The organism is Tersicoccus sp. Bi-70 (assembly GCF_001968825.1).
Lineage (GTDB): Bacteria > Actinomycetota > Actinomycetes > Actinomycetales > Micrococcaceae > Tersicoccus.
Map to the genome: position 1 here is coordinate 258,911 of NZ_MIEU01000011.1, position 20,656 is coordinate 279,566.

Here is a 20,656-nt window from a genome sequence, read left to right on the forward strand (position 1 = left end):
GGGACGGCGGGCAGGATGGGCAGCACAATGGTGCACGGAGACGGACACCAGCGACCGATGAGGGCAGGCAGCCGATGATGTGGGACAAGCGCGCGGACATGGTGGTGCACGGACAGGAGCCGTTCAACGCGGAACCGCCCCCGCAGGCCCTGATCGGTGACCCGCTGACCCCCGTCGACACTTTCTACAGCCGCAACCACGGCCCGATTCCTGAGGTCGAGGTCGACGACTGGCGCCTGACCGTCGACGGGCTGGTGACCACTCCGCTGACCCTCAGCGCCGACGACCTCCGCGCCCGTTTCTCCGAGCACACGCTGACCGCCACGCTGCAGTGCGCGGGCACCCGCCGCACCGGACTCATCGCCGTCCGTGACATTCCCGGTGAGACACCGTGGCGCGAGGCCGCCGTCTCCACCGCGAGCTGGACCGGGGTGCGGCTCGCGGACGTGCTGGCCGCCGCCGGCGTGGAGAACGGCTCAGGAACGCAGAACGGCGCCGACGACGACGTCGTCCGGCACGTCGCGTTCCTCGCCCCCGATGTCGCGCCCGGCGCGAAGCCGGCACAGGCCTTCGGCGGCTCGATCCCGCTGAGCAAGGCCCTCGGCCCGGAGGTGCTGCTCGCCTGGGCGATGAACGGCGAACCGCTCACGGCGGTGCACGGCGCTCCACTGCGCGTGGTGGTGCCCGGATGGATCGGCGCTCGCAGCGTCAAGTGGATCGAGCGCATCACCGTGCAGGACGACCCGTCGGACAACTGGTTCCAGGCCAACGCCTACCGGATGCTGCCGGCGGACGCCGGCGCGTCCGCCGTCGACGCCGGAGAGGGTTTCTCCCTCGGCGAGCTGGCCCTGACGAGCGCGATCCTCGATCCCGTCGACGGCGCCATCGTGCCTCCCGGCCGGCTCACCGTGACCGGCTACGCGCTCGCCGGGGGTGGGCGAGGGGTGGCCCGAGTCGACGTGTCCGCCGACGGTGGTGCGACCTGGACCCAGGCCGATCTCGGCGAGGACCGTGGCCCGTGGTGCTGGCGGCAGTGGACGACGACGGTGAACGGCAACGACGGTCGCGCCGGCACACTCGAGCTCGTGGCCCGGGCGTGGGACACGTCGGCAGCCCTGCAGCCCGAGGACCCCGCTGGTCTGTGGAATCCGAAGGGCTACATGAACAACGCGTGGCCGCGGGCGCGCGTACAGGTGTCAGCGGGAGCGGGGCGGCCCGACGTCGCGGACGGCCGGATCGCGTGAGCACGCCTCCGACGCCGGGCCCCGCCCAGGCGCCCGCACCGGCTGCCGATGAGCGGGCCACCGACGAGCAGCCGGAGCGGGGTGCGCTGAGCCGTCGGCTGCTGCCCGGTGGCCGGGAACCGGACCCGCGGTTCACTCTGGCCAACGAGCGCACCTTTCTGGCCTGGATCCGCACCTCCCTCGCCCTGCTGGCCGGGGGGATCGCGATCGAGGCCTTCGCCGTCGGCGTGTTCGAGGCGCCCTTCCGCAAGGCCGTCGCCGTCATCCTCATCGTGCTCGGGATGCTCGTCAGCGGCGGGGCGTTCACGCGCTGGGTGCGCGTCGAGCGGGCAATGCGCGAGAAGCGGCCGCTGCCTCTGCCGTTGATCGCCCCGATCCTCGGCTTCGGGGCGGCGCTGGGCGCGCTCGTCGTCCTCGTGCTGATCGTGCTGCGGTGAGTTCGTGATGCCGGCCGGACGAGGGTGAACCGACGATGAGTTCCCGCGCGTGGCCCGCGACCTCCGACCCCGGACTGCAGCCGGAGCGGACGACGCTCGCCTGGTCTCGGACGATGCTGTCCCTGCTGGTGGCGAGCGCCGTCGGCCTGCGCTGGCTGCCGCACTACGGACCAGGCATCCTGGCCCTGCCCCTGCTGACGGTCGCCGCTGCCGCCGCCGTCGTCCTGGGCGCCCGACGGCGCCACACCCGCAGCGTGCACGGCATCCACCGGGAAGCGGTGCACGCCGCCGTCGGGCCCGTCATCGGGATGACACTCGTGTGCGTGGCGCTCGGCGTCGTCGGCCTGGTGCTGGTGTCCGTCGAATGACCGGCCGCACCGAACTCTAGGCTGAGCGCATGGCGGCCATGCCCGAGGAGAACACCTTCGACCACCGGCGCGGCGACGACGGTGAGCACGTGGGCTATCTCCACGTCACCGACGACGGATCGTTCGTGCCGTACGACCCGCTGCGCCGCCGCCGGGCCGAACCGATGGAACTGGACGACGCCGAGGCATTGCTGGACCGCATCGGGCTCCGCCTGCTCGACAGAGGCTGGTGGCTCGTCGACCCGGACGGCAGCCGGCTCAAGGTGCGGGTGACGGAACTGCGCCGCACCTCCGTCACCGTGGCGCCCGTGCTCGACGACCTGTCCGGCGCGACGGCGAAGACGATCGACCTGACCGCCACGCTCACCCTGCCGCTGCCCACGGACCGGCTCGTCGAGGCTGACTGACCCGTCCGGCTCACTCCCTGGTGTCCTTCAGGGATCCGGTCACGCCGCCGGACGCGCGGCCGACCAGGCACACCACCTCGCGGTCCGTCTGTTCGTCCCAGCTGCGCTGGGTGGGGTACAGGTGCTTCATCGTCCAGCGGGACCGCTCGAGAGGGACGCCGACGAACGCGGCGAACGCCGAACGGCACTCCCGTTCCGCCAGGGCGGCGGTCGCATCCAGCCCCGGGTACGTCGGCTCGGTGATCCTCGGGGATGCGTACGCCTCGAAGGCGTGCGGTGCGTCGCACGGCAGGATGTCGATCGTCTCCGTGGTGCCGGAGGCGTCCAGGGGCCCGGTGCAGTCCCCGACCTCGACGGCGAACGCACTCGTCCGGGCGGACTCGGTGACGCGCCCCAGGCCGTCGCGCGGCGGATCCGTCGTCGTCGGGCCGCACCCGGTCAGCCCGCCCGCCACGAGCAGCGCCGCCGTCACGGCGAGGACGGCCGGCGGTCTTGCGTGGCGCACGCCGGCCTCCTCCTGAGCGCTCGTCCGGTCGGGTGGACACCCGCCTGCCGCACAGCGTAGCCGCCGCCGGTGAGCCGTCCGATCCGGCCGAAGCGCCGTCGAGCGCCGGGGGATGGCGGGACGGCGACCCGCTCCGTAGACTCCGTGCACCGGTGCCCGCGCCGGTTGCCCGCCTCCGACCACGGACCCATGATCGGCGACCTCACCTCCACCTCCGCGCAGGGACGTGCCCAGCACGCCCACCAGATCCTCGGCGACGGCGCCCCGGATCTCGATGGACTGCGCGCCGTCGTCCGCTCGTCCTGGCTGCGTTCGCTCGATCTGCGGTCCGGCGCCGCGCCCGCCCCGGCCCCCGGCGACTTCCTCGACGAGCTCGAACGCTACCGCCGCGCCCACCCCATCGCCGCCGTCATGCCCGTCATCGACCGGCTCCTCATCCAGCCCAGCGCCTCCACGGGCCTGCTCGTGGCGGTCGGCGACGAGCTCGGCAACCTGCTCTGGGTCGAGGGTGACGACGACGTGGTGCGGCAGGCCGAGTCCCGGTCCTTCGCGCCCGGCATGGACTGGTCCGAGGCGGTGATGGGCACCAGCGCGCCGGGGACGGCGCTCGCCACAGGCACCGGGGTGCAGATCAGCGGGGCAGAACACCTGAGCGAGCTGGCGCACATCTTCTCCTGCACCGCGGTGCCGCTGCACGACCCGGACACGGGTGCCGTCATCGGCGTCGTCGACATCACGGGAGGGCCCGACGCCGTGGCCGCACACACCCTCACCCTGGTGCGGGCGACGGTCGCCGCCGCGGAGGCGGAACTGCGGATCGCCCGCCTCGTGCGGGACCGCGACGGTGCCGGGCCGCGGCCCCGCGGACGGAGCGCGGTCTCCCCGGCCCTGCACCGGGACACCCTGCAGATCACCGGCCGGGACCGCGGGCTGCTCAGCCTGGACGGCACCAGCCGTGAGCTGAGCCTCCGGCACACCGAGATCCTCACCCTGCTCAGCAGGCACCCCGACGGCCTGACGGCGCAGGAGCTGGCGGACCTGCTCTACATCGACCCGGACCCCACCACCCTGCGGGCCGAACTGGTGCGGCTGCGCCGCGTGCTGGCCGGTCTCGGCGCGGGCAACGCGCTCGCGTCCCACCCGTACCGCTTGACGCTGGACCTGACGGTCGACGCCGACCAGGTCGTCCGCTACGTCCGCCGCGGGGCGCACCGGCTGGCGCTGAACCTCTACCGCGGCCGGCTGCTGCCCCGGTCGACCGCTCCCGGCATCGCGGCCCTGCGCGCGGAGGTCTCCGCCCAGCTGCGGGAGTCGATGCTCGCCGACGCCGGGCCGGATGCGTTGATGACCTGGCTGGACCTGCCCGAGGCCGCCGACGACGTCGACGCGTGGCGCCTCGCGCTGGCGGTCCTGCCGCCACGTTCACCGCGGCGGGCCGGCGTCGTCGCCCACCTGGAGAGCCGCGGGCACTGACGCGTTCCCTACCGGCCGGGTCTGGCCATCGGCAGGTGGGGGATGTCGTCCTCGGCATACGGGTCGCCGCTGACGGCGAAGCCGAACCGGGCGTACCAGTCGGCCAGGTGTGCCTGCGCGCCGAGCAGGATCGGGGCACCGGGCGCGACCTCCTCGCAGCGTTCCACGGCCGCGCGCATCAGATCGGACGCCACACCGCGCCCGCGGGCCGCCTCCCCGGTGGCGACCCGCCCGATGCGCATCACCGCACCGCCGCCGGGCCCCGTCTCGTGCAGGATCCGCAGGGTGGCGAGGGGCAGGCCGTCCTCGTCGGCCGCCCACATCAGCTCCGCGCCGGGCTCGATGTCCCGCCCGTCCAGCTCGTCGTACGCGGCGCCCTGCTCGACGACGAACACCTGTACCCGCAGCCACAGCAGGCGGTAGAGCAGGGTGGGATCGCAGGCGGCGACGGGGGCGTGGTGGATCTGCACGGGCATCGTTCCACCGTACCCAGCCGCAACGGCGCAGCCGGCGACAGCAGGCTGAACGCGAGGTGATGACGCGGCGCGACGCTGCAACCCTCCCGCAACCCCACGCCGACCGGACCGCTCTAGCGTGAGCTGCATCACGTCGATGACGACGTCCGTCAGGAGGACCAGCATGACCATCTATGCCCAGCCCGGCCAGGAGGGCTCCGTCGTTTCCTTCAAGTCCCGGTACGACCACTGGATCGGCGGCGAGTGGGCCGCTCCCGTGAAGGGCCAGTACTTTGAGGACATCTCCCCGGTCACGGGCAAGCCGTTCTGCGAGGTGGGTCGCGGCACGGCCGAGGACATCGAGGCGGCCCTGGACGCCGCCCACAAGGCCGCCCCCGCGTGGGGGAAGACCTCCGTCGCCGAGCGGGCCGTCGTCCTCAACCGGATCGCGGACCGGATCGAGGAGAACCTCGAGATGCTCGCCGTCGCGGAGGCCTGGGACAACGGCAAGCCCGTCCGGGAGACCCTGGCCGCGGACCTGCCCCTCGCGGTGGACCACTTCCGCTACTTCGCCGGCGCGATCCGCGCGCAGGAGGGCGGCATCAGCCAGATCGACGAGGACACCACCGCGTACCACTACCACGAGCCGCTCGGCGTCGTCGGGCAGATCATCCCGTGGAACTTCCCGATCCTCATGGCCACGTGGAAGCTCGCCCCCGCGCTCGCGGCCGGCAACGCCGTCGTGATCAAGCCGGCGGAGCAGACACCGGCCTCGATCCTCGTGCTGATGGAACTGATCGGGGACCTGCTGCCCGCCGGCGTCGTGAACGTCGTCAACGGGTTCGGGGTGGAGGCCGGCAAGCCGCTGGCCTCGAACAAGCGGATCCGCAAGATCGCGTTCACCGGCGAGACCACCACCGGCCGGCTGATCATGCAGTACGCGTCGCAGAACCTCATCCCGGTGACCCTCGAGCTCGGCGGCAAGAGCCCGAACATCTTCTTCGCGGACGTCGCCGCGGCCGACGACGCGTTCTACGACAAGGCGCAGGAGGGCTTCACCATGTTCGCCCTCAATCAGGGCGAGGTGTGCACGTGCCCGTCGCGGGCGCTGATCCAGGAGTCCATCAAGGGCGACTTCCTGGACGCCGTCGTGGAACGGACGAAGAAGATCGTGCAGGGCAACCCGCTGGACACGGCCACCCAGGTCGGCGCCCAGGCGTCCAACGACCAGCTGGAGAAGATCCTCTCCTACCTGGACATCGGCAAGCAGGAGGGTGCGGAGGTGCTCACCGGCGGCGCCCGAGCGGAGCTCTCCGGCGACCTGGCGGGCGGCTACTACGTGCAGCCGACCATCTTCTCCGGCCGGAACAGCATGCGGATCTTCCAGGAGGAGATCTTCGGCCCGGTCGTCTCGGTCACCTCGTTCACGGACTACGACGAGGCCATCCAGATCGCCAACGACACCCTGTACGGGCTCGGCGCGGGCGTGTGGAGCCGGAACGGCAACGTCGCCTACCGGGCGGGCCGGGACATCCAGGCCGGCCGGGTGTGGGTGAACAACTACCACGCCTACCCGGCGCACGCGGCGTTCGGCGGGTACAAGTCCTCGGGCATCGGCCGGGAGAACCACCGGATGATGCTCGACCACTACCAGCAGACGAAGAACCTGCTGGTCAGCTACGCGGAGAGCAAGCTCGGGTTCTTCTAGGCCGATGACCGAGACGCTCGACGCGCGGGTCGCATCGCCCCGACCCGGGCGGTGCCGCCCCACCGCGCCCACCCTTCCCATCGTTCGAGAGGATTCCCATGACCACCATGAAAGCCGCCGTCGTCGAGTCGTTCGGTGCCGACCTGGCCGTCTCCGACGTCGAGGTCCCCACGCCCGGCCGTGGCCAGGCCCTGATCAAGCTGATTGCCTCAGGCGTCTGCCACACCGACCTGCACGCCGCGCAGGGCGACTGGCCCGTCAAGCCGGCGCCCCCGTTCATCCCCGGCCACGAGGGCGTGGGTACCGTCGTCGCCGTCGGAGAAGGCGTCACCCGCATCCAGGAGGGCGACGTCGTCGGCAACGCCTGGCTGTGGAGCGCCTGCGGCGAGTGCGAGTACTGCCGCACCGGGTGGGAGACGCTGTGCGAGTCCCAGTCCAACGGCGGGTACAGCGTCGACGGCTCGTTCGGCGAGTACATGCTGGTGGACGCCCGGTTCGCGGCCCGCGTGCCGGACGGCGCCGACCCGTACGAGGTGGCTCCCGTGTTGTGCGCCGGCGTCACCGTCTACAAGGGCCTCAAGCAGACCGAGGTGCGGCCGGGGCAGTGGGTCGTCATCTCCGGCATCGGCGGCCTCGGGCACATCGCCGTCCAGTACGCCGTGGCGATGGGCATGCGCGTCGTCGCCGTGGACGTCGCGGAGGACAAGCTCGCGCTCGCGACGAAGCACGGCGCCGAGGTGGTGGTCAACGCGTTCGGCGAGGATCCCGCGGAGGCCGTGCAGGCGGCCACCGGCGGCGCGCACGGCGTGCTGGTCACCGCGGTGCACCCGAAGGCGTTCGGCCAGGCGATCGGGATGACCCGCCGGGGCGGCACCATCGTCTTCAACGGCCTGCCGCCGGGCGACTTCCCCGCGCCGATCTTCGACATCGTGCTCAAGGGGCTGACCATCCGCGGCTCCATCGTCGGGACGCGGCAGGACATGGAGGAGGCCCTCGACTTCTACGGGCAGGGCAGGATCCACCCGACCGTCTCGAAGCGGCCGCTCGGTGACATCAACGCCGTGTTCGACGAGATGCACCACGGCAAGATCGACGGCCGCGTCGTCGTGGACTACGAGGCGGTCGATGCCTGAGCCGGCGGCGCTCGACGCGCGGGTGGTCGTCGCCGGGGAGAGCGAGTCACGCGTGGCTCTCGCCCCGGCGGCGATCGCCCTGCTGCAGCGGCTGTGGGACCAGCACGGACCGCTGATGTTCCACCAGTCCGGCGGGTGCTGCGACGGGTCCTCGCCCATGTGCTATCCGGCGGGGGAGTTCCTCACCGGCGACGCGGACGTCCTGCTCGGCGTGTTCGACCTGCCGGGCACCGACGGCGCGAGCCTGGGCGGGCTCGAGTTCTGGATGTCGGCGGAGCAGTTCGGCTACTGGCGGCACACCCGCCTGCTGGTCGACGTGGTCGACGGCCGCGGCAGCGGCTTCTCCGTCGAGGCGCCCGAGGGCAAGCGGTTCCTGATCCGCAGCACGCTCATCGGCACGTGAGGGATTTGACCGGTCAGTGTGACGGGTCGCGCTCGCCCGGGATGACCCAGGGGAAGGCGTCGGCCCGGGACCGGGCACCCTGGGCGGCGCGGGAGCGGTTCGGCTCGTCGACGTCGCCGAGCACCGCCTCGGACAGCCGGACGATCTCGGCGAAGCCGGCGGGGTCGAGCCACGCCGGCCGGGTCGCGAACAGCAGGTCCTCGCTCGAGGTGTTGCCGCTGGCGCCGGGCGCGAAGGGGCAGCCGCCGAGGCCCCCGAGGGGGCCGTCGACGACGGAGGCGCCGGCCGACGCGGCGGCGAGGGCGTTGGCGACGCCCTGACCCCACGTGTCGTGCCCGTGAAAGACGATGCGGCGCGCCGGCGTCTCGGCCGTGACCCGGGCGACGAGCTCGGCCACCTGGCCCGGATGGGCCTGCCCGAGGGTGTCGCAGATGACGATGTCCTCAGCGCCCGCGGCGCGCTCGTCGTTGGCGATCGCGAGCCCGCGTTCCGGCGGCACAGGACCCTCGAACGGACGCGGAGAAGCAGTACTGGACGTCGCGGGCGCCGGCGTCGATCGCCCGCTGCACGTTCCGGGGCGGCGCGACCCAGATCCAGCACCGCTCCAGTTCCTCGCGGGTGAGCCCGGCGACGACCTCGAGGGTGTTGGCCATCGGCGGGACGAGGTCCGGCCGCGCCATCGAGCCGATCTCGAGCTCGGGCACGCCCAGGCGCAGCAGCTCGCGGGCGAGCCGGATCTTCACGTCGGTCGGCAGCACCTTGCCGGTGAGCTGAAGACCGTCGCGCAGGGTCACGTCGCGCAGCAGGACGTCATTCGACGGGGTGGAGACAACGTGAGGGGTGGGTGCGTGGGTCACCGGGAGGCTCCTTCTGCCTGCAGGACGGCGTCGATCGCCTCGTTGGTCATACCGAGGACGCCGGAGAGGACCTCGCGCGTGTGCTCGCCGAGGTCGGGACCGAGATTGCGGATCGGTAGGGACTTCTCCCCTCGTGGGCGGGGCCGCTCCGCGCGACCGAGGCGGGCACGACGCCGGCAACCATCGCGCAGGCGACGGCGCACGCGTCCACCGCGACGCGGGCCACCGCGCCGGCGACCGCCGTCGACCCGGACGGGCGGCGCAGCCTCTCCCACCTGACCCGGCCCCCGTACCGGAACCGGCTCGTCATGCTCGTGATCTTCCACCTGGGGCCAGACCTTCGGGTACCACGGCTTCGGCACCCTCGCCGCGCTCGTGCTCGTCTCGAGCGGGCACAGCGTGGCCAGTTCGCTGCTGTTCACCGCGCTCTCGTTCCCCGGCTATCCGATCGGTTCGCTGCTCTCGACGCCGCTCGTCGCGCGGTTCGAGCGGAAGTTCCTGCTGATCGGCTCGATCGTCGCCCTCGGCCTGAGCGGGCTCGCGTTCTCGGTTTCCGGCAGCGACCTGCTCATCGTCGTGTTCGGCTTCCTGACGACGATGATCAGCAACGTCTTCTCGAACGTCTTCCACATCTACCAGGCGGAGATCTTCCCGACCGCGCTGCGGGCCACGGCGGTCGGGTGGACCTACTCGCTGTCCCGCATCTCCAGCGGCGCCCTGCCGTTCGTGCTGCTGCCCGTGCTGGACGAGCACGGCGCGACGCCCATGTTCATCGCGGTGGCCGTCGTGCTGGCGATCATCGCCACGGCCGTGGCGGTGCTCGGGCCGCGGACCACCCGGCGCAGTCTCGCCGAGATCAACCCGGTCTAACCGCCGGGACCGGTCGGCACGCTGATCCCCAGCCGTGCCATCCGCCGGTACATGGTGGCCCGGCTGATGCCGATCTCCGCTGCGGCGCGACCCACGGTCGTGCCGGGCCGGGCGAGGCTGCGGATGATCTCGTCCCGCTCGAGCGCCTCGAGCCGGGTGAGGCGGGACCGGGCGGGGCTGAGCACGTCCGGGGGCAGGTGCTGGACGTCGACCGTGTCGGTGCGCGAGGCCGCCGCTCGGACGACGCGGACGAGTTCGGCGGCGTTGCCGGGCCACGCGTGGGAGGTCAGGGCGTGCTCGGCGGCGCGGGTGAACGCCACCTCACGCAGCCGCGCCTCACGGGCCGCATGCCGCGCGATCGGCATCACGTCCGCCGTCCGCTCCCGCAGGGGCGGCAGGTCGACGACGGTGGCCACGAGCGCCGCGAGGGGCGGCGGTACGTCCGGCAGCAGGCCGGCCGTCGTCGCCCAGAGCGCCGCCCCGGCGCTCCCGGCCGCCCGGAGGATCCCGGCCTGCATCTCGTGGGCGGCCCACGCGGGCAGCGCGTCCACGTTCTGGACGATGACGGCGGTCTCGGGCTTCGCCAGTTCGGGCAACCACAGGGAGAGCCAAGCCTCCACCTGGGTGGGGGCCGGGGTGTCGGCCGCGAGGATCCGCACGCCCGGTCGTGCTCGCCGCAGGGCCTGCGCCAGCACGGTCGCCCGGCCCGAGCCCCGCTCACCGACCACCGCCACGGGTCGCCCCGCCGCCAGCGCCCCGGCCGTCCTCTCGACGGCGTCGCCCCAGGCGGAGGACATCTCCCGGAGGGTCTCCGCGGTGGGAGCGAGGCGGAGTCCGTGGATCCGGAACACCGCTCCGGCCGGCTGCGGCCGTGGTGTCCGGCCGCCCGCGCGAGCGAGCATGAGGGCGGCGGTGTTGCCGGCGGCGGACTGGGCCAGGGCGAGCAGGAGGCCATGGGACTGCCGGGACCAGGTGGTGATGTTGACGCTGCCCTCCAGCCGGCCGGTGAGCGGGTCCAGCACGGGAACGGCCGCGCAGGTGTACCCGGCCAGGCTTGCGTTGTAGTGCTCCTCGGCCCGCACGAGGCTGGGGGACCGGTCGGCGAGGGCGAGGCCGAGACCCGTCGTGCCGGCCTCCCGCTCGGAGAACGCGAAACCCGGGGCGAGATGAACCCTGTCCAGGGCCTGCAGGAGTGACGGGTCCGAGCTGATGCGGTTCAGGACCAGCCCGTCCGCGTCCGTGAGCATCAGGCTGACCGGCTCGTCCGCGAGCGTGGCGTGCAGGGCCGTGAGCACCTCGCGCCCGCACGTGAAGAACAACGAGTCCGCGATCACCTCCCCGGTCCACACCGGATCGATCGACTCGGGGGAGACCCCGTACCCCTCGCTGCGCTGCCACGACGCGAGGATGCGGCAGGATGCCGGCATCACGGCACCCTGCGACGTCGCGGCCGACCGCCGCGAGTGATGGTCCGGCATCCGCACCGCACTCCTGCCTCAGCGCCGAGGTCCCCGCTCCCTCTCGAGGATAGACCGCTACTGTGACCCACGTCTCAGAATGAGACACCGCGACCGTCCCGGCGCCGCGCCGTCGTGACTACCGTGATGTCCACGGCGACCACGACGGTCGCGAGAAGGAGACAGTCATGTACAGCAAGGATGGCGAGCGCTACTTCATCGTCGATGCACACATCGCCCTCTGGGACGCCCGGCCGGAGAACCAGCGCAACATCCACGGCAAGCAGTTCATCGACTGCTTCTACGACTACCACCGCAACCTCTCGCCCGAGTCGGAGCTGTGGACCTATGAGGACTACCTGTATCAGGGTGGCGAGCGGTTGATGAGGGACCTCTTCACCGACGGCTACGTGGACCACGCCATCTTCCAGCCGGCGTACCTCGGCGAGTTCTACAAGCGCGGGTTCGGCCAGACCGCGGAGGCGTACGGCCTGGCCGCAGCCCATCCGGACAAGCTGACCTACAACCACTGCTTCGACCCGCGCAACGGGGAGAACGGGCTCGAGCGGCTCCGCGCCGACCACGAGCGGATGGGCTTCACCGGCGTCAAGCTCTACACCGCCGAGTGGCACGGGGACTCCCGCGGGTACAAGCTCTCCGACCCGGAGACCTACCGGTACTTCGAGGAGTGCCAGAAGCTCGGCGTGAAGAACATCCACGTCCACAAGGGCCCCACGATCCGCCCGCTGGACCGGGACGCCTTCGACGTCGCCGACGTCGACCACGCCGCCTCAGACTTCACCGACCTCAACTTCGTCGTGGAGCACGTCGGCCTGCCGCGGCTCGAGGACTTCTGCTGGATCGCGACCCAGGAGCCCAACGTTTACGGCGGTCTGGCCGTCGCGATGCCGTTCATGCACACCCGGCCGCGGTACTTCGCGCAAATCCTCGGTGAACTCCTCTACTGGATCGGTGAGGACCGCATCTTCTTCTCCAGCGACTACGCCCTGTGGACCCCGCGCTGGCTGGTCGAGCGGTTCGTGGACTTCCAGATCCCCGAGGACATGACGGAGTACGCGCCGCTGACCGTCGCCCAGAAGAAGAAGATCCTGGGCCTGAACGCCGCGGCGATGTACGACATCCCGGTGCCCGAGGAGCTGCGGGTCCCGGAGGCGGACGAGACGGCCACCGGGCCGCGGCAGTCGGAGCTGTCCGACATCGGGGCGGGGACCGCCGGGGACGCGCGGTGACGGCGGTCCAGGCCGAGCGGCCACCGGTCGAGGTGGCCGGCGTCCTCGGATCCGGCGCCGACGACCCGCTGCGGGCCGCCGTCGTCGCGGCCCTCGCCACCGTGGTCGACCCGGAGCTCGACGAGCCGATCACCGATCTCGGGTTCGTCCGCTCGATCGACGTGCACGCCCGGCCCGGCGGTGACGCTCCGGCGTCGTCGTCGGCCGCGGTGGCGGCCGTCATCCACCTCCGCCTGCCCACCTCGTTCTGCTCGCCGAACTTCGCGTACCTGATGGCCTCGGACGCCAAGGACGCGGTCGCTGCACTGCCCGGGATCGACACGGTGGTGGTCGAGCTCGACGACCACCACGACTCGGACCTGATCAACGCCGGCCTCGCCGCCGACGCCGGGTACCGGGGCACGTTCGGGCACGAGGCCGAGCAGGACCTCGAGGAGCTGCGGCTGACCTTCAAACGGAAGGCGCACACCGCCGCGGCCGAGCGCTGCCTGACCGAACTCCTGCGCGCCGATCCGTCCCTGGTCGAGGCGGCCGTGGGCACCGTGACGCTCGCCGACCTGCCCGCGGGACGGCACACGGATGCGCTGGTGCGCCGGCGCGAGGCGCTCGGCCTGCCGAGCCGGCCGAACGCCGTCGTGCTGGTCGACCAGGACGGGCACGGCTACCCGCCCGACGCCGTGCCGCTGGCCCTGCGCCGCGCCCGGTCCACGCGCATCTCGATCGACGGCAACGCCCACTTCTGCCGTGGTCTGCTGCGCACGCGGTACGCGGGGTCCGGCACCGACCAGACGGAGCGGGTCGACGGCGCCGAGCCGGCGGACCATCACCACCTCATTCCCATCCACGTGAAGGAGAGCTGACATGAGCACGATGCGCGCGGTGCAGGTCGTGGGCTACCACGACGACTTGACGATGGCCGAGGTCCCGAAGCCCGAGGCGAATGGGCCGTGGGACGTCGTGGTGCGGATCGGCGGCGCCGGGGTGTGCCGGACGGACCTGCACATCCTCGAGGGCCAGTGGGCCGAGAAGTCGCAGGTCGCCCTGCCCTACACGATCGGCCACGAGAACGCCGGCTGGGTCGACGCCGTGGGCAGCGCGGTGACCAACGTCAAGGCGGGCGACAAGGTGATCCTGCACCCGCTGATCACGTGCGGCCTGTGCCGGGCCTGCCGATCCGGGGACGACGTGCACTGCGAGAACAGCAGGTTTCCCGGCATCGACACCGACGGCGGCTACGCCGAGTACCTGCTCACCTCGGCCCGCTCGGTAGTCAGGATCGACGACGCGCTCGAACCGGCCGACGTCGCCGCGCTCGCCGACGCCGGCCTGACGGCCTACCACGCGGCGGCGAAGGCGGTGAAGCACCTCACCCCGCGGGACACGTGCGTCGTGATCGGCGCCGGCGGCCTCGGCCACATCGGCATCCAGGTGCTCAAGGCGCTGACGCCGGCCCGGATCGTCGTCGTCGACCGCAACCCGGACGCGCTGCAGCTCGCCGAGTCGATCGGCGCCGACGTGGGCGTGCTCGCGGACGGCTCTCAGGTGGAGAAGGTGCTCGAGCTGACCGGAGGGAACGGGGCCGAGGCCCTGATCGACTTCGTGGGTGAGGGCGGGGCCACCGCCGAGGGCGTGGCGATGCTGCGCGGCGCCGGCAACTACTACGTCGTCGGGTACGGCGAGAACATCTCCGTGCCCACCATCGACCTGGTCTCGAACGAGATCAACATCATCGGCAACCTGGTCGGCTCCTACAACGACCTCCAGGACCTGATGGCGCTCGCGGCCCGGGGCTCCGTCACGCTGCACACCCAGAAGTACGCGCTCGACGACTTCGCCCAGGCGATCGCGGACCTCGACGGCGGCCGTGTCCGGGGCCGGGCGATCCTCGTGCCGTAGCCTGTCGTGCACAGCGACGGACCTGCGGAAGGACACCCGTGACCTCCAGCCCAGCAGCCCTCTCGATCCGGTGGTACTCCCGATGACGGCGACGCTGGACGCGCGCGTGGTGGTCGCGGGGGAGAGCACGTCCCGCGTGGCGCTCTCTCCCGCGGCGATCGTGCTGCTGCAGCAGCTGTGGGCGCAGCACGGCCCGCTCATGTTCCACCAGTCGGGCGGGTGCTGCGACGGGTCCTCGCCCATGTGCTATCCGGCGGGCGAGTTCCTGACCGGCGACGCCGACGTGCTGCTCGGCGTCTTCGACCTGCCCGCGGTCTCCCCCGAGCGCGGTTCGCTCGGCGAACTCGAGTTCTGGATGTCGGCGGAGCAGTTCGGCTACTGGCGGCACACGCGGCTGCTGGTCGACGTCGTCGACGGGCGGGGCAGCGGCTTCTCCGTCGAGGCTCCCGAGGGCAAGCGGTTCCTCATCCGCAGCACCCTCATGTCCTGACCTAGTCCCTTCCCGTTCGTTCCGCGCGTGTACGACCGGGAACCGTCGGGGGTCCCCTCTACTCTGGTGCTGGCGGGGCCGGACCGAGGGGAGTCGCCGGTGGAACGACGGGGGATCGACGCGCTTCACGAGCGGCCGTCGCACACGGCGGTGCCCGCATCCTGGCAGCGCCCGAGTGCTTTTCGCGCCGTCCGGCCCGGAGGGCGCGCGCCCGACTCGACGGCCGATCGGATGGCCGACCGCGCGGGTGTCCCTACTGGCGATCCCGCGCCGGCGCGGAGTGACCGGCCGGGTCACATCGGCGGCCTGGACGGCCTGCGCGCGCTCGCCGTCGTCGCCGTCCTCCTCTACCACCTGAGCCCGACCCTGCTGCCCGGCGGCTACCTCGGGGTGGACGTCTTCTTCGTCGTCTCCGGCTTCCTCATCACCTCCCTGCTGATCCGGGAGCGGGAGCGCACCGGCCGTGTGGCGCTCGGCCGCTTCTGGCTGCGCCGCGCTCGTCGCCTGCTGCCGGCGCTCGCCGTCGTCGTCGCCGTCAGCGTGGCGATCGGCTTCCTCGTCGGCAGGGACCTGCTCGTCGGCATCGGCCGGCAGACCCTCGGCGCCCTGACCTTCTCCAACAACTGGCTCGAGATCGCGGCCGGTTCCAGCTACTTCGCGCACACGTCGCCGCAGCTGTTCGTCAACTTCTGGTCCCTCGCCGTCGAGGAGCAGTTCTACCTGCTGTGGCCCTTCCTCTTCCTGGTCCTGGTGGCGCTGCCGGTGCGATGGAGCACCCGCGCGTGGATCGCGGCGGGCGGCGCGTTCGTCTCCGCCCTGCTGATGGCCGTGCTGGTCACCCCGGGAGCGGACGCGACCCGCGTCTACTACGGCACCGACACGCACGCCTTCGGACTGCTGCTCGGCGTCTCCCTCGCCTTTGGCTGGGCCGGTGGCCGGGGGCTGGACCTCAGCCGCGCGCTCTGGCGGCGCCGGCGGGTGCCGATCTCGACCGGCGCCCTGGTGCTGCTGTTCGGCGCGACGGCGCTCATCGGGCCCGACGGCGCCTTCGCCTATCGCGGCGGCATCCTGCTGACCTGCCTCATCACGACCGTCCTCGTCCTCACGCTGCTCGAAGGCACCAGCCCGGTGCAGCGGGTGCTGGACAGCCGTCCCGTGGCCTGGATCGGCGAACGGTCCTACGGCATCTACCTGTGGCACTGGCCCGCGCTCGTGATTGCCGACGCGCTCGTGCCCACCGCGGTCGGCGCCCCCGAGTGGTGGACGGTGCGGATCCTGGCACTCGTCGTCACTGTCGTGGTGTCCGCGCTCTCGTACCGCTGGATCGAGCTGCCGATCCGCCGGGACGGGTTCCGGGCGGCCGGGCGCGCGATCGCCGGGGCGGTGACGCCGGGCGGCCGGAGCATGACGGCGCCGCGCGCGGCCGCCGCGGTGGCGGGGCTCGTGGTGCTGTTCGCCGTGCTCGGCGTGATCACCGCGCCCGCGAAATCGGCGGTGCAGGCGACGATCGAGCAGAACCAGTCGCTCGTCACCGACACCGCGTCGACCACGCCCGCGTCCCCCGGAGCCTCGCCCGTCCCTCCCGGCACGCCGCGGCCGACGACGTCCGCGGCGCCGTCCGCCGCGCCCTCGCCCGCCGCGCCGAGTGCACCGTCGTCACCGCCGCCGAGCGCGCCGGTCGCGGCGCCTCCCGGCGACGGCGGCCCCGCCATGGCGTACCCCGCGGGCCAGGACATCATCGCGATCGGCGACTCCCTCGTCGTCACCAGTGCGGACGGGCTGAAGGACAGGTTCCCGGGCCTGGCGTTCGACGCGCGGTCCAACCGGCAGTGGCCGGACGGGGTCGCGGCGGTCGATGCCCGGCTCGCGGCCGGCACCCTGCCGCGGGCCGTGATCCTGCACTTCGGCACCAACGCGGGCGTGCCGGATCCAGGCGTGGTGCGCCAGGTGCTGGACAAGCTGGGGCCGGATCGGATGGTCGTCCTCGTCAACCTCTACGGGGCGAGCCCGTTCGTCCCGGAGGCCAACCGGGCGTTCGCCGACCTGGCGCAGGGGCGGCGCAACGTCATCGTCGCCGACTGGAACCGGGCCGCCGCCGGACGGGTCGACCTGCTGCAGCCGGACCAGATCCATCCCGGGATCCTCGGCGCCCACCTGTACGCGGACACGGTCAAGCAGGCGTTCCACGACCTCGCGGTCCGCACCGGCGGCGCGGTGCCGGCGGACTGGGCGATCGGCAAGGACTACTGAGCGCCTTCGTCAGTCCAGCGGCAGCGACCCGAGGATGCGCTGCAGCGCTGCCCGGTCCTCGGCCGTCAGCGCGCCGAAGAACTCCGCGTTCCGCTCCGCGCGGGCGGCGTCGATCTGCTCGACCAGGCGCAGCCCGTCCTCCGTCGGCGAGACGAGGGTCGCCCGGCGGTCCTGCGGGTCCGGCTCCCGCGTCACCAGGCCCTTCGCCTCGAGAGCGTCCACCACCTCGGTCGCGGAGCGGGCCGCGATCCGCAGCCGGTCGGCCACATCGCGCAGCCGCGCACGGTCCGTCTCGCTGATGCTGCGCAGTGCCCGGGCGTGGTGCGGCGTGATGCCCCACGGCTCCAGCTGCGCCAGCGTCCGCCGGCGCATCGTCCGCGAGACGGCATGGAACAGCTCGGCCAGTTCGCGGGGATCCGGGGCGTCGCTCACCTCACCAGTCTACCGATTGCGAGGCAACCACATAGTGAGGTAGCCTCTTGAATAACGGCGCGCCGTCGGGTGTCCACTCCCCGTCCCGTCGCCGACCTCGTCATCAGGAGGACGCATGACTGAAGCCGCCATGATCGATGGACTCTCCCGCTCGCGCGGCCCCGGCCGCGTGGACCCCGCCGACGCCGCCCATCTGGCCGAGTCTCCCGTCTCCCTCCGCCGCGTCGCCGGCCTCTTCCGGCCTCACGCCGCGACCCTCTCCGTCGTCTTCGTCATCATCGCGATCGCCTCGGTGGTCGGGCTCGCGCAGCCCTTCCTCGTCAAGGAGGTGATCGACGTCGCGCTGCCCCGGCAGGACGTCCGCGTGCTGCTCTGGTGCGTCGGCGGGATGCTCGCCGTCGCCGTCGTCACCGCGCTGCTCGGCGTCGTGCAGACGTGGCTCTCCACCGCGGTGGGGGAGCGCGTCATGCACCGGCTGCGCACCGACGTGTTCGCCCACGTCCAGCGCCAGTCCCTCGCCTTCTTCACCCGGACCCGCAGCGGCGAGGTGCAGTCCCGGCTCACGCACGACATCTCCGGCATGCAGTCGGTCTTCACGACGACGGCGACGTCGATCGCGGCGAATCTGACCACGGCGGTCGCCACCGCCGCGGCGATGGTCGCCCTGTCCTGGCAACTGAGCCTGATCAGCCTCGTCGTCATCCCGCCCGCGGTGTGGCTGAGCCGCCGCGTGGCCCTCGTACGCCGCGACGTGACCGCCGAGACGCAGCGCCACCTCGCCCAGATGCACTCGCAGGTCGAGGAGAAGCTCTCCGTCAGCGGTGCCCGGCTCGCGAAGACGCTCGGCACCACGGTGCGGGACACGGCCGCGTTCTCCGCGACCTCCGAGCGGCTCGTCGACCTGGACATCCGCTCCCAGCTCGCCGGGCGGTGGCGGATGGCGACGATGAGCATCGTCTTCTCGGCGATCCCCGCGGTGCTGTATCTGGTCGCGGGCCTGCCGGCGACGTCGGGCGCCATGACCATCGGCACGCTCGTGGCGTTCATCGCCCTGCAGACGACGATCTTCCGGCCCATCATGTCGCTGCTCAACGTCGGCGTGCAGTGGGTGTCCTCGATGGCGCTGTTCAGCCGGATCTTCGGCTACCTCGATCTGCCCGTCGAGATCGCGCCGCCCGCGCACCCGGTGCCGCTGGACCCGGCCACCGTGCGCGGCGAGGTCCGGTTCGACGGCGTCTCCTTCGGTTACGGGACCGGCCGGCCGGTGGTGACCGACATCGACCTCACGGTGCCGGCGGGCGGCTCGCTCGCCCTCGTCGGGCACACCGGTGCCGGCAAGAGCACGCTGGCCGCGCTCGTGCCCCGGCTGCAGGACGTCGACGCCGGTGCCGTGACCATCGACGGCGTCGACGTGCGGAACCTGGCCGCCGAGACGCTCGCCGCGATCGTCGGCGTCGTCTCCCAGGAGACCTACCTGATCCACGACACCATCCGGGCGAACCTCCTGCTGGCGCGGCCCGAAGCCAGCGAGCCCGACCTGTGGGACGCGCTCGGGACCGCCCGCCTGGCGACGCTCGTCTCGGCCCTGCCCGAAGGTCTGGACACCGTGGTCGGCGCACGCGGTCACCGGTTCTCCGGCGGCGAGCAGCAGCGGCTCGCGATCGCCCGCACGGTGCTGCGCGACCCTCGCGTGCTCGTGCTCGACGAGGCGACCAGCGCCCTGGACAACGACACCGAGCGGGAGGTACTCGCGGCCCTCGACGCCCTCTCCGCCGGCCGCACGACCATCTCCATCGCCCACCGCCTCACCACGGTGCAGTCCGCGGACCAGATCGCCGTCCTCGACAGCGGCCGGGTGGTCGAGCGGGGCACGCACGCCGAGCTGCTCGCGGCCGGAGGCGCCTACGCCCGGCTGGTGCACGCCGTCGAGCGCGAGCGGGAGCTTCCGGCGCAGCGTCCCGCCGCCTGAGTAGGGCGCTCCGGGCAGCGTCACTCCTCTCGAGCGATGCGCCCCGGGTAGCGCCGGGTTGCGTCGAGTGTACGGATGACGCGCTCAAAGACGGCAAATGAGTGCGCCAACCGCACACTCGGCAGAAGGACAGCGCCCAGTGGGCGGACGATGCGGTGGCGCGTGGCTGATCGACGCGTCAGCGGTCCACTGGCGGCGGTGAGTTCAACGGTGCGCCGACGTCAACCGTGAACGTCCGTCAACGCGCCTCCACCGCCTGCTCGACCGAGGCGCCGCGACGCGCGTTGTGTACGACGTTCACATCGACGCCCGCGCGTGGGTAGAGTCAATGGTCATGGCCCGCTCCACGTATCGACACGGCGATCTGCATCGCGCGTTGATCGACGCCGGGCTTGAACTCGCGCGGGAGAGCGGGCCCGACGCCGTCGTGCTGCGGGAGACCACCCGGAAGGCGCAGGTGGCCGCGAGCGCCGCCTACCGGCACTTCGCGGATCGGGACGCGCTCGTCCACGCCGTGTCCATGGCCGCGCAGGCGCACCTGGCCGAGGCGATCGAACGGGCCCAGGCCGAGGAGCTGGCGAAGCTGCCGGCCGACGCCGACGACGTCGCCCGGTCCCGCGCCCTGCTGCGCTCCGTGGGCGCCGGGTATCTCGGCTTCGCCTGGGCCGAGCCCGGCTGGTTCCGCACCGCGTTCTGGGTGCACGAGGACCTGCGCGACGCCGCCGCACGCATGGCGGCCGGCCCCGGGGGCAAGACCCCGTTCCAGATGCTCAGCCACGCGCTCGACGCCATGGTCGACTCCGGGGTGCTGCCCGAGGATCAACGCCGTGGCGCCGAGGTGCTCGCCTGGTCGACCGTGCACGGCATGGCGACGCTCACCATCGACGGCCCCCTGCGCGTGATCGACCCCGCGACCCGGCGGATGCTGGCCGAACGGCTGCTGCTGATGGTCGAACGCGGCCTCTGAACCCCTCAGCTCGTCAACAGGTGTCGCATCGGGGTCCTCCCGACCCCTCCGGTGAGCATCTGTCGACGAGCCGGCGCCGACGCTG

General features: G+C 72.3%; 19 protein-coding genes and 2 pseudogenes. 16 read left to right on the plus strand and 5 right to left on the minus strand.

Annotation, left to right across the window (positions count from 1 at the left end):
• Positions 1–74: 74 nt before the first annotated feature.
• Genes BGP79_RS07725 through BGP79_RS07740 form a run of 4 tightly spaced genes read left to right on the plus strand, consistent with a single transcriptional unit; the run spans position 75 to position 2,456 of the window.
• Positions 75–1,244, plus strand: coding sequence for a molybdopterin-dependent oxidoreductase (locus BGP79_RS07725; RefSeq protein WP_076694301.1), 1,170 nt, complete (start codon positions 75–77; stop codon positions 1,242–1,244).
• Positions 1,241–1,681, plus strand: a complete 441-nt coding sequence (locus BGP79_RS07730) for a DUF202 domain-containing protein (protein WP_083701690.1) — start codon at positions 1,241–1,243, stop codon at positions 1,679–1,681. Before BGP79_RS07725 ends, BGP79_RS07730 begins: the two co-directional genes overlap by 4 nt.
• Before the next feature lie 35 nt (positions 1,682–1,716).
• Positions 1,717–2,049: a DUF202 domain-containing protein gene (locus tag BGP79_RS07735; protein WP_076694303.1), complete on the plus strand. Its 333-nt coding sequence runs from the start codon at positions 1,717–1,719 to the stop codon at positions 2,047–2,049.
• 29 nt (positions 2,050–2,078) lie between these two features.
• On the plus strand, positions 2,079–2,456 hold the full coding sequence (locus tag BGP79_RS07740) for a serine/threonine protein phosphatase (RefSeq protein WP_076694305.1): 378 nt from the start codon (positions 2,079–2,081) through the stop codon (positions 2,454–2,456).
• 10 nt (positions 2,457–2,466) lie between these two features.
• Here BGP79_RS07740 and BGP79_RS16400 read toward each other — a convergent pair whose 3' ends face one another.
• The gene (locus BGP79_RS16400) at positions 2,467–2,961 is read right to left on the minus strand and encodes a septum formation family protein (RefSeq protein WP_076694307.1); all 495 of its coding nucleotides are present in this window, start codon (positions 2,959–2,961) and stop codon (positions 2,467–2,469) included.
• 189 nt (positions 2,962–3,150) lie between these two features.
• Between BGP79_RS16400 and BGP79_RS07750 the strand changes: the two genes are divergently transcribed.
• Positions 3,151–4,434 (plus strand): GAF domain-containing protein, encoded by a 1,284-nt coding sequence (locus BGP79_RS07750; RefSeq protein WP_076694309.1) that lies wholly within the window; start codon positions 3,151–3,153, stop codon positions 4,432–4,434.
• Positions 4,435–4,442: 8 nt separating this feature from the next.
• Here BGP79_RS07750 and BGP79_RS07755 read toward each other — a convergent pair whose 3' ends face one another.
• Positions 4,443–4,910 carry a GNAT family N-acetyltransferase gene (locus BGP79_RS07755; protein WP_076694311.1) on the minus strand — a complete coding sequence of 156 codons (468 nt, stop codon included), beginning with the start codon at positions 4,908–4,910 and terminating at the stop codon, positions 4,443–4,445.
• Positions 4,911–5,073: 163 nt separating this feature from the next.
• Between BGP79_RS07755 and BGP79_RS07760 the strand changes: the two genes are divergently transcribed.
• The 3 genes from BGP79_RS07760 to BGP79_RS07770 all read left to right on the plus strand — a co-directional run bounded on the left by BGP79_RS07760 (position 5,074) and on the right by BGP79_RS07770 (position 8,133).
• Positions 5,074–6,597, plus strand: coding sequence for an aldehyde dehydrogenase family protein (locus BGP79_RS07760; RefSeq protein ID WP_076694313.1), 1,524 nt, complete (start codon positions 5,074–5,076; stop codon positions 6,595–6,597).
• 98 nt (positions 6,598–6,695) lie between these two features.
• The gene (gene adhP / locus BGP79_RS07765) at positions 6,696–7,730 is read left to right on the plus strand and encodes an alcohol dehydrogenase AdhP (protein WP_198928445.1); all 1,035 of its coding nucleotides are present in this window, start codon (positions 6,696–6,698) and stop codon (positions 7,728–7,730) included.
• Positions 7,723–8,133, plus strand: coding sequence for a DUF779 domain-containing protein (locus BGP79_RS07770; RefSeq protein WP_076694315.1), 411 nt, complete (start codon positions 7,723–7,725; stop codon positions 8,131–8,133). Before adhP ends, BGP79_RS07770 begins: the two co-directional genes overlap by 8 nt.
• 13 nt (positions 8,134–8,146) lie before the next feature.
• Here BGP79_RS07770 and BGP79_RS07775 read toward each other — a convergent pair.
• A pseudogene (locus BGP79_RS07775) lies at positions 8,147–8,990 on the minus strand (hydroxymethylglutaryl-CoA lyase).
• Positions 8,991–9,353: 363 nt separating this feature from the next.
• On the opposite strand from BGP79_RS07775, the pseudogene BGP79_RS07785 reads away from it, so the two are divergent.
• A pseudogene (locus BGP79_RS07785) lies at positions 9,354–9,860 on the plus strand (MFS transporter); the annotation flags it as partial.
• On the opposite strand, the gene BGP79_RS07790 reads toward BGP79_RS07785, so the two are convergent.
• Entirely contained in the window at positions 9,857–11,287 is a 1,431-nt protein-coding gene (locus tag BGP79_RS07790) for a GAF domain-containing protein (RefSeq protein ID WP_233121261.1), read from the minus strand. The pseudogene BGP79_RS07785 and the gene BGP79_RS07790 sit on opposite strands and share 4 nt — an antisense overlap.
• Positions 11,288–11,505: 218 nt before the next feature.
• On the opposite strand from BGP79_RS07790, the gene BGP79_RS07795 reads away from it, so the two are divergent.
• The 5 genes from BGP79_RS07795 (at position 11,506) to BGP79_RS07815 (ending at position 17,203) form a co-directional block, all read left to right on the plus strand.
• Positions 11,506–12,567, plus strand: coding sequence for an amidohydrolase family protein (locus BGP79_RS07795; RefSeq protein ID WP_076694323.1), 1,062 nt, complete (start codon positions 11,506–11,508; stop codon positions 12,565–12,567).
• Positions 12,564–13,427, plus strand: coding sequence for an iron-sulfur cluster assembly protein (locus BGP79_RS07800; RefSeq protein WP_233121264.1), 864 nt, complete (start codon positions 12,564–12,566; stop codon positions 13,425–13,427). The genes BGP79_RS07795 and BGP79_RS07800 overlap by 4 nt, the downstream gene beginning before the upstream one ends.
• A gap of 1 nt (position 13,428) precedes the next feature.
• Positions 13,429–14,463, plus strand: a complete 1,035-nt coding sequence (locus tag BGP79_RS07805; protein WP_198928446.1) for an NAD(P)-dependent alcohol dehydrogenase — start codon at positions 13,429–13,431, stop codon at positions 14,461–14,463.
• 82 nt (positions 14,464–14,545) lie between these two features.
• On the plus strand, positions 14,546–14,953 hold the full coding sequence (locus BGP79_RS07810) for a DUF779 domain-containing protein (RefSeq protein ID WP_076694325.1): 408 nt from the start codon (positions 14,546–14,548) through the stop codon (positions 14,951–14,953).
• Between the two features lie 231 nt (positions 14,954–15,184).
• The gene (locus BGP79_RS07815) at positions 15,185–17,203 is read left to right on the plus strand and encodes an acyltransferase family protein (protein WP_076694327.1); all 2,019 of its coding nucleotides are present in this window, start codon (positions 15,185–15,187) and stop codon (positions 17,201–17,203) included.
• Between the two features lie 9 nt (positions 17,204–17,212).
• Here BGP79_RS07815 and BGP79_RS07820 read toward each other — a convergent pair whose 3' ends face one another.
• On the minus strand, positions 17,213–17,635 hold the full coding sequence (locus BGP79_RS07820; RefSeq protein ID WP_076694329.1) for a MarR family winged helix-turn-helix transcriptional regulator: 423 nt from the start codon (positions 17,633–17,635) through the stop codon (positions 17,213–17,215).
• 115 nt (positions 17,636–17,750) lie between these two features.
• Between BGP79_RS07820 and BGP79_RS07825 the strand changes: the two genes are divergently transcribed.
• A complete protein-coding gene (locus BGP79_RS07825; protein WP_076694331.1) occupies positions 17,751–19,604 on the plus strand; it encodes an ABC transporter ATP-binding protein in 1,854 nt (617 codons plus the stop codon).
• A gap of 334 nt (positions 19,605–19,938) precedes the next feature.
• The gene (locus tag BGP79_RS07830) at positions 19,939–20,571 is read left to right on the plus strand and encodes a TetR/AcrR family transcriptional regulator (RefSeq protein WP_233121266.1); all 633 of its coding nucleotides are present in this window, start codon (positions 19,939–19,941) and stop codon (positions 20,569–20,571) included.
• Positions 20,572–20,656: the final 85 nt, after the last annotated feature.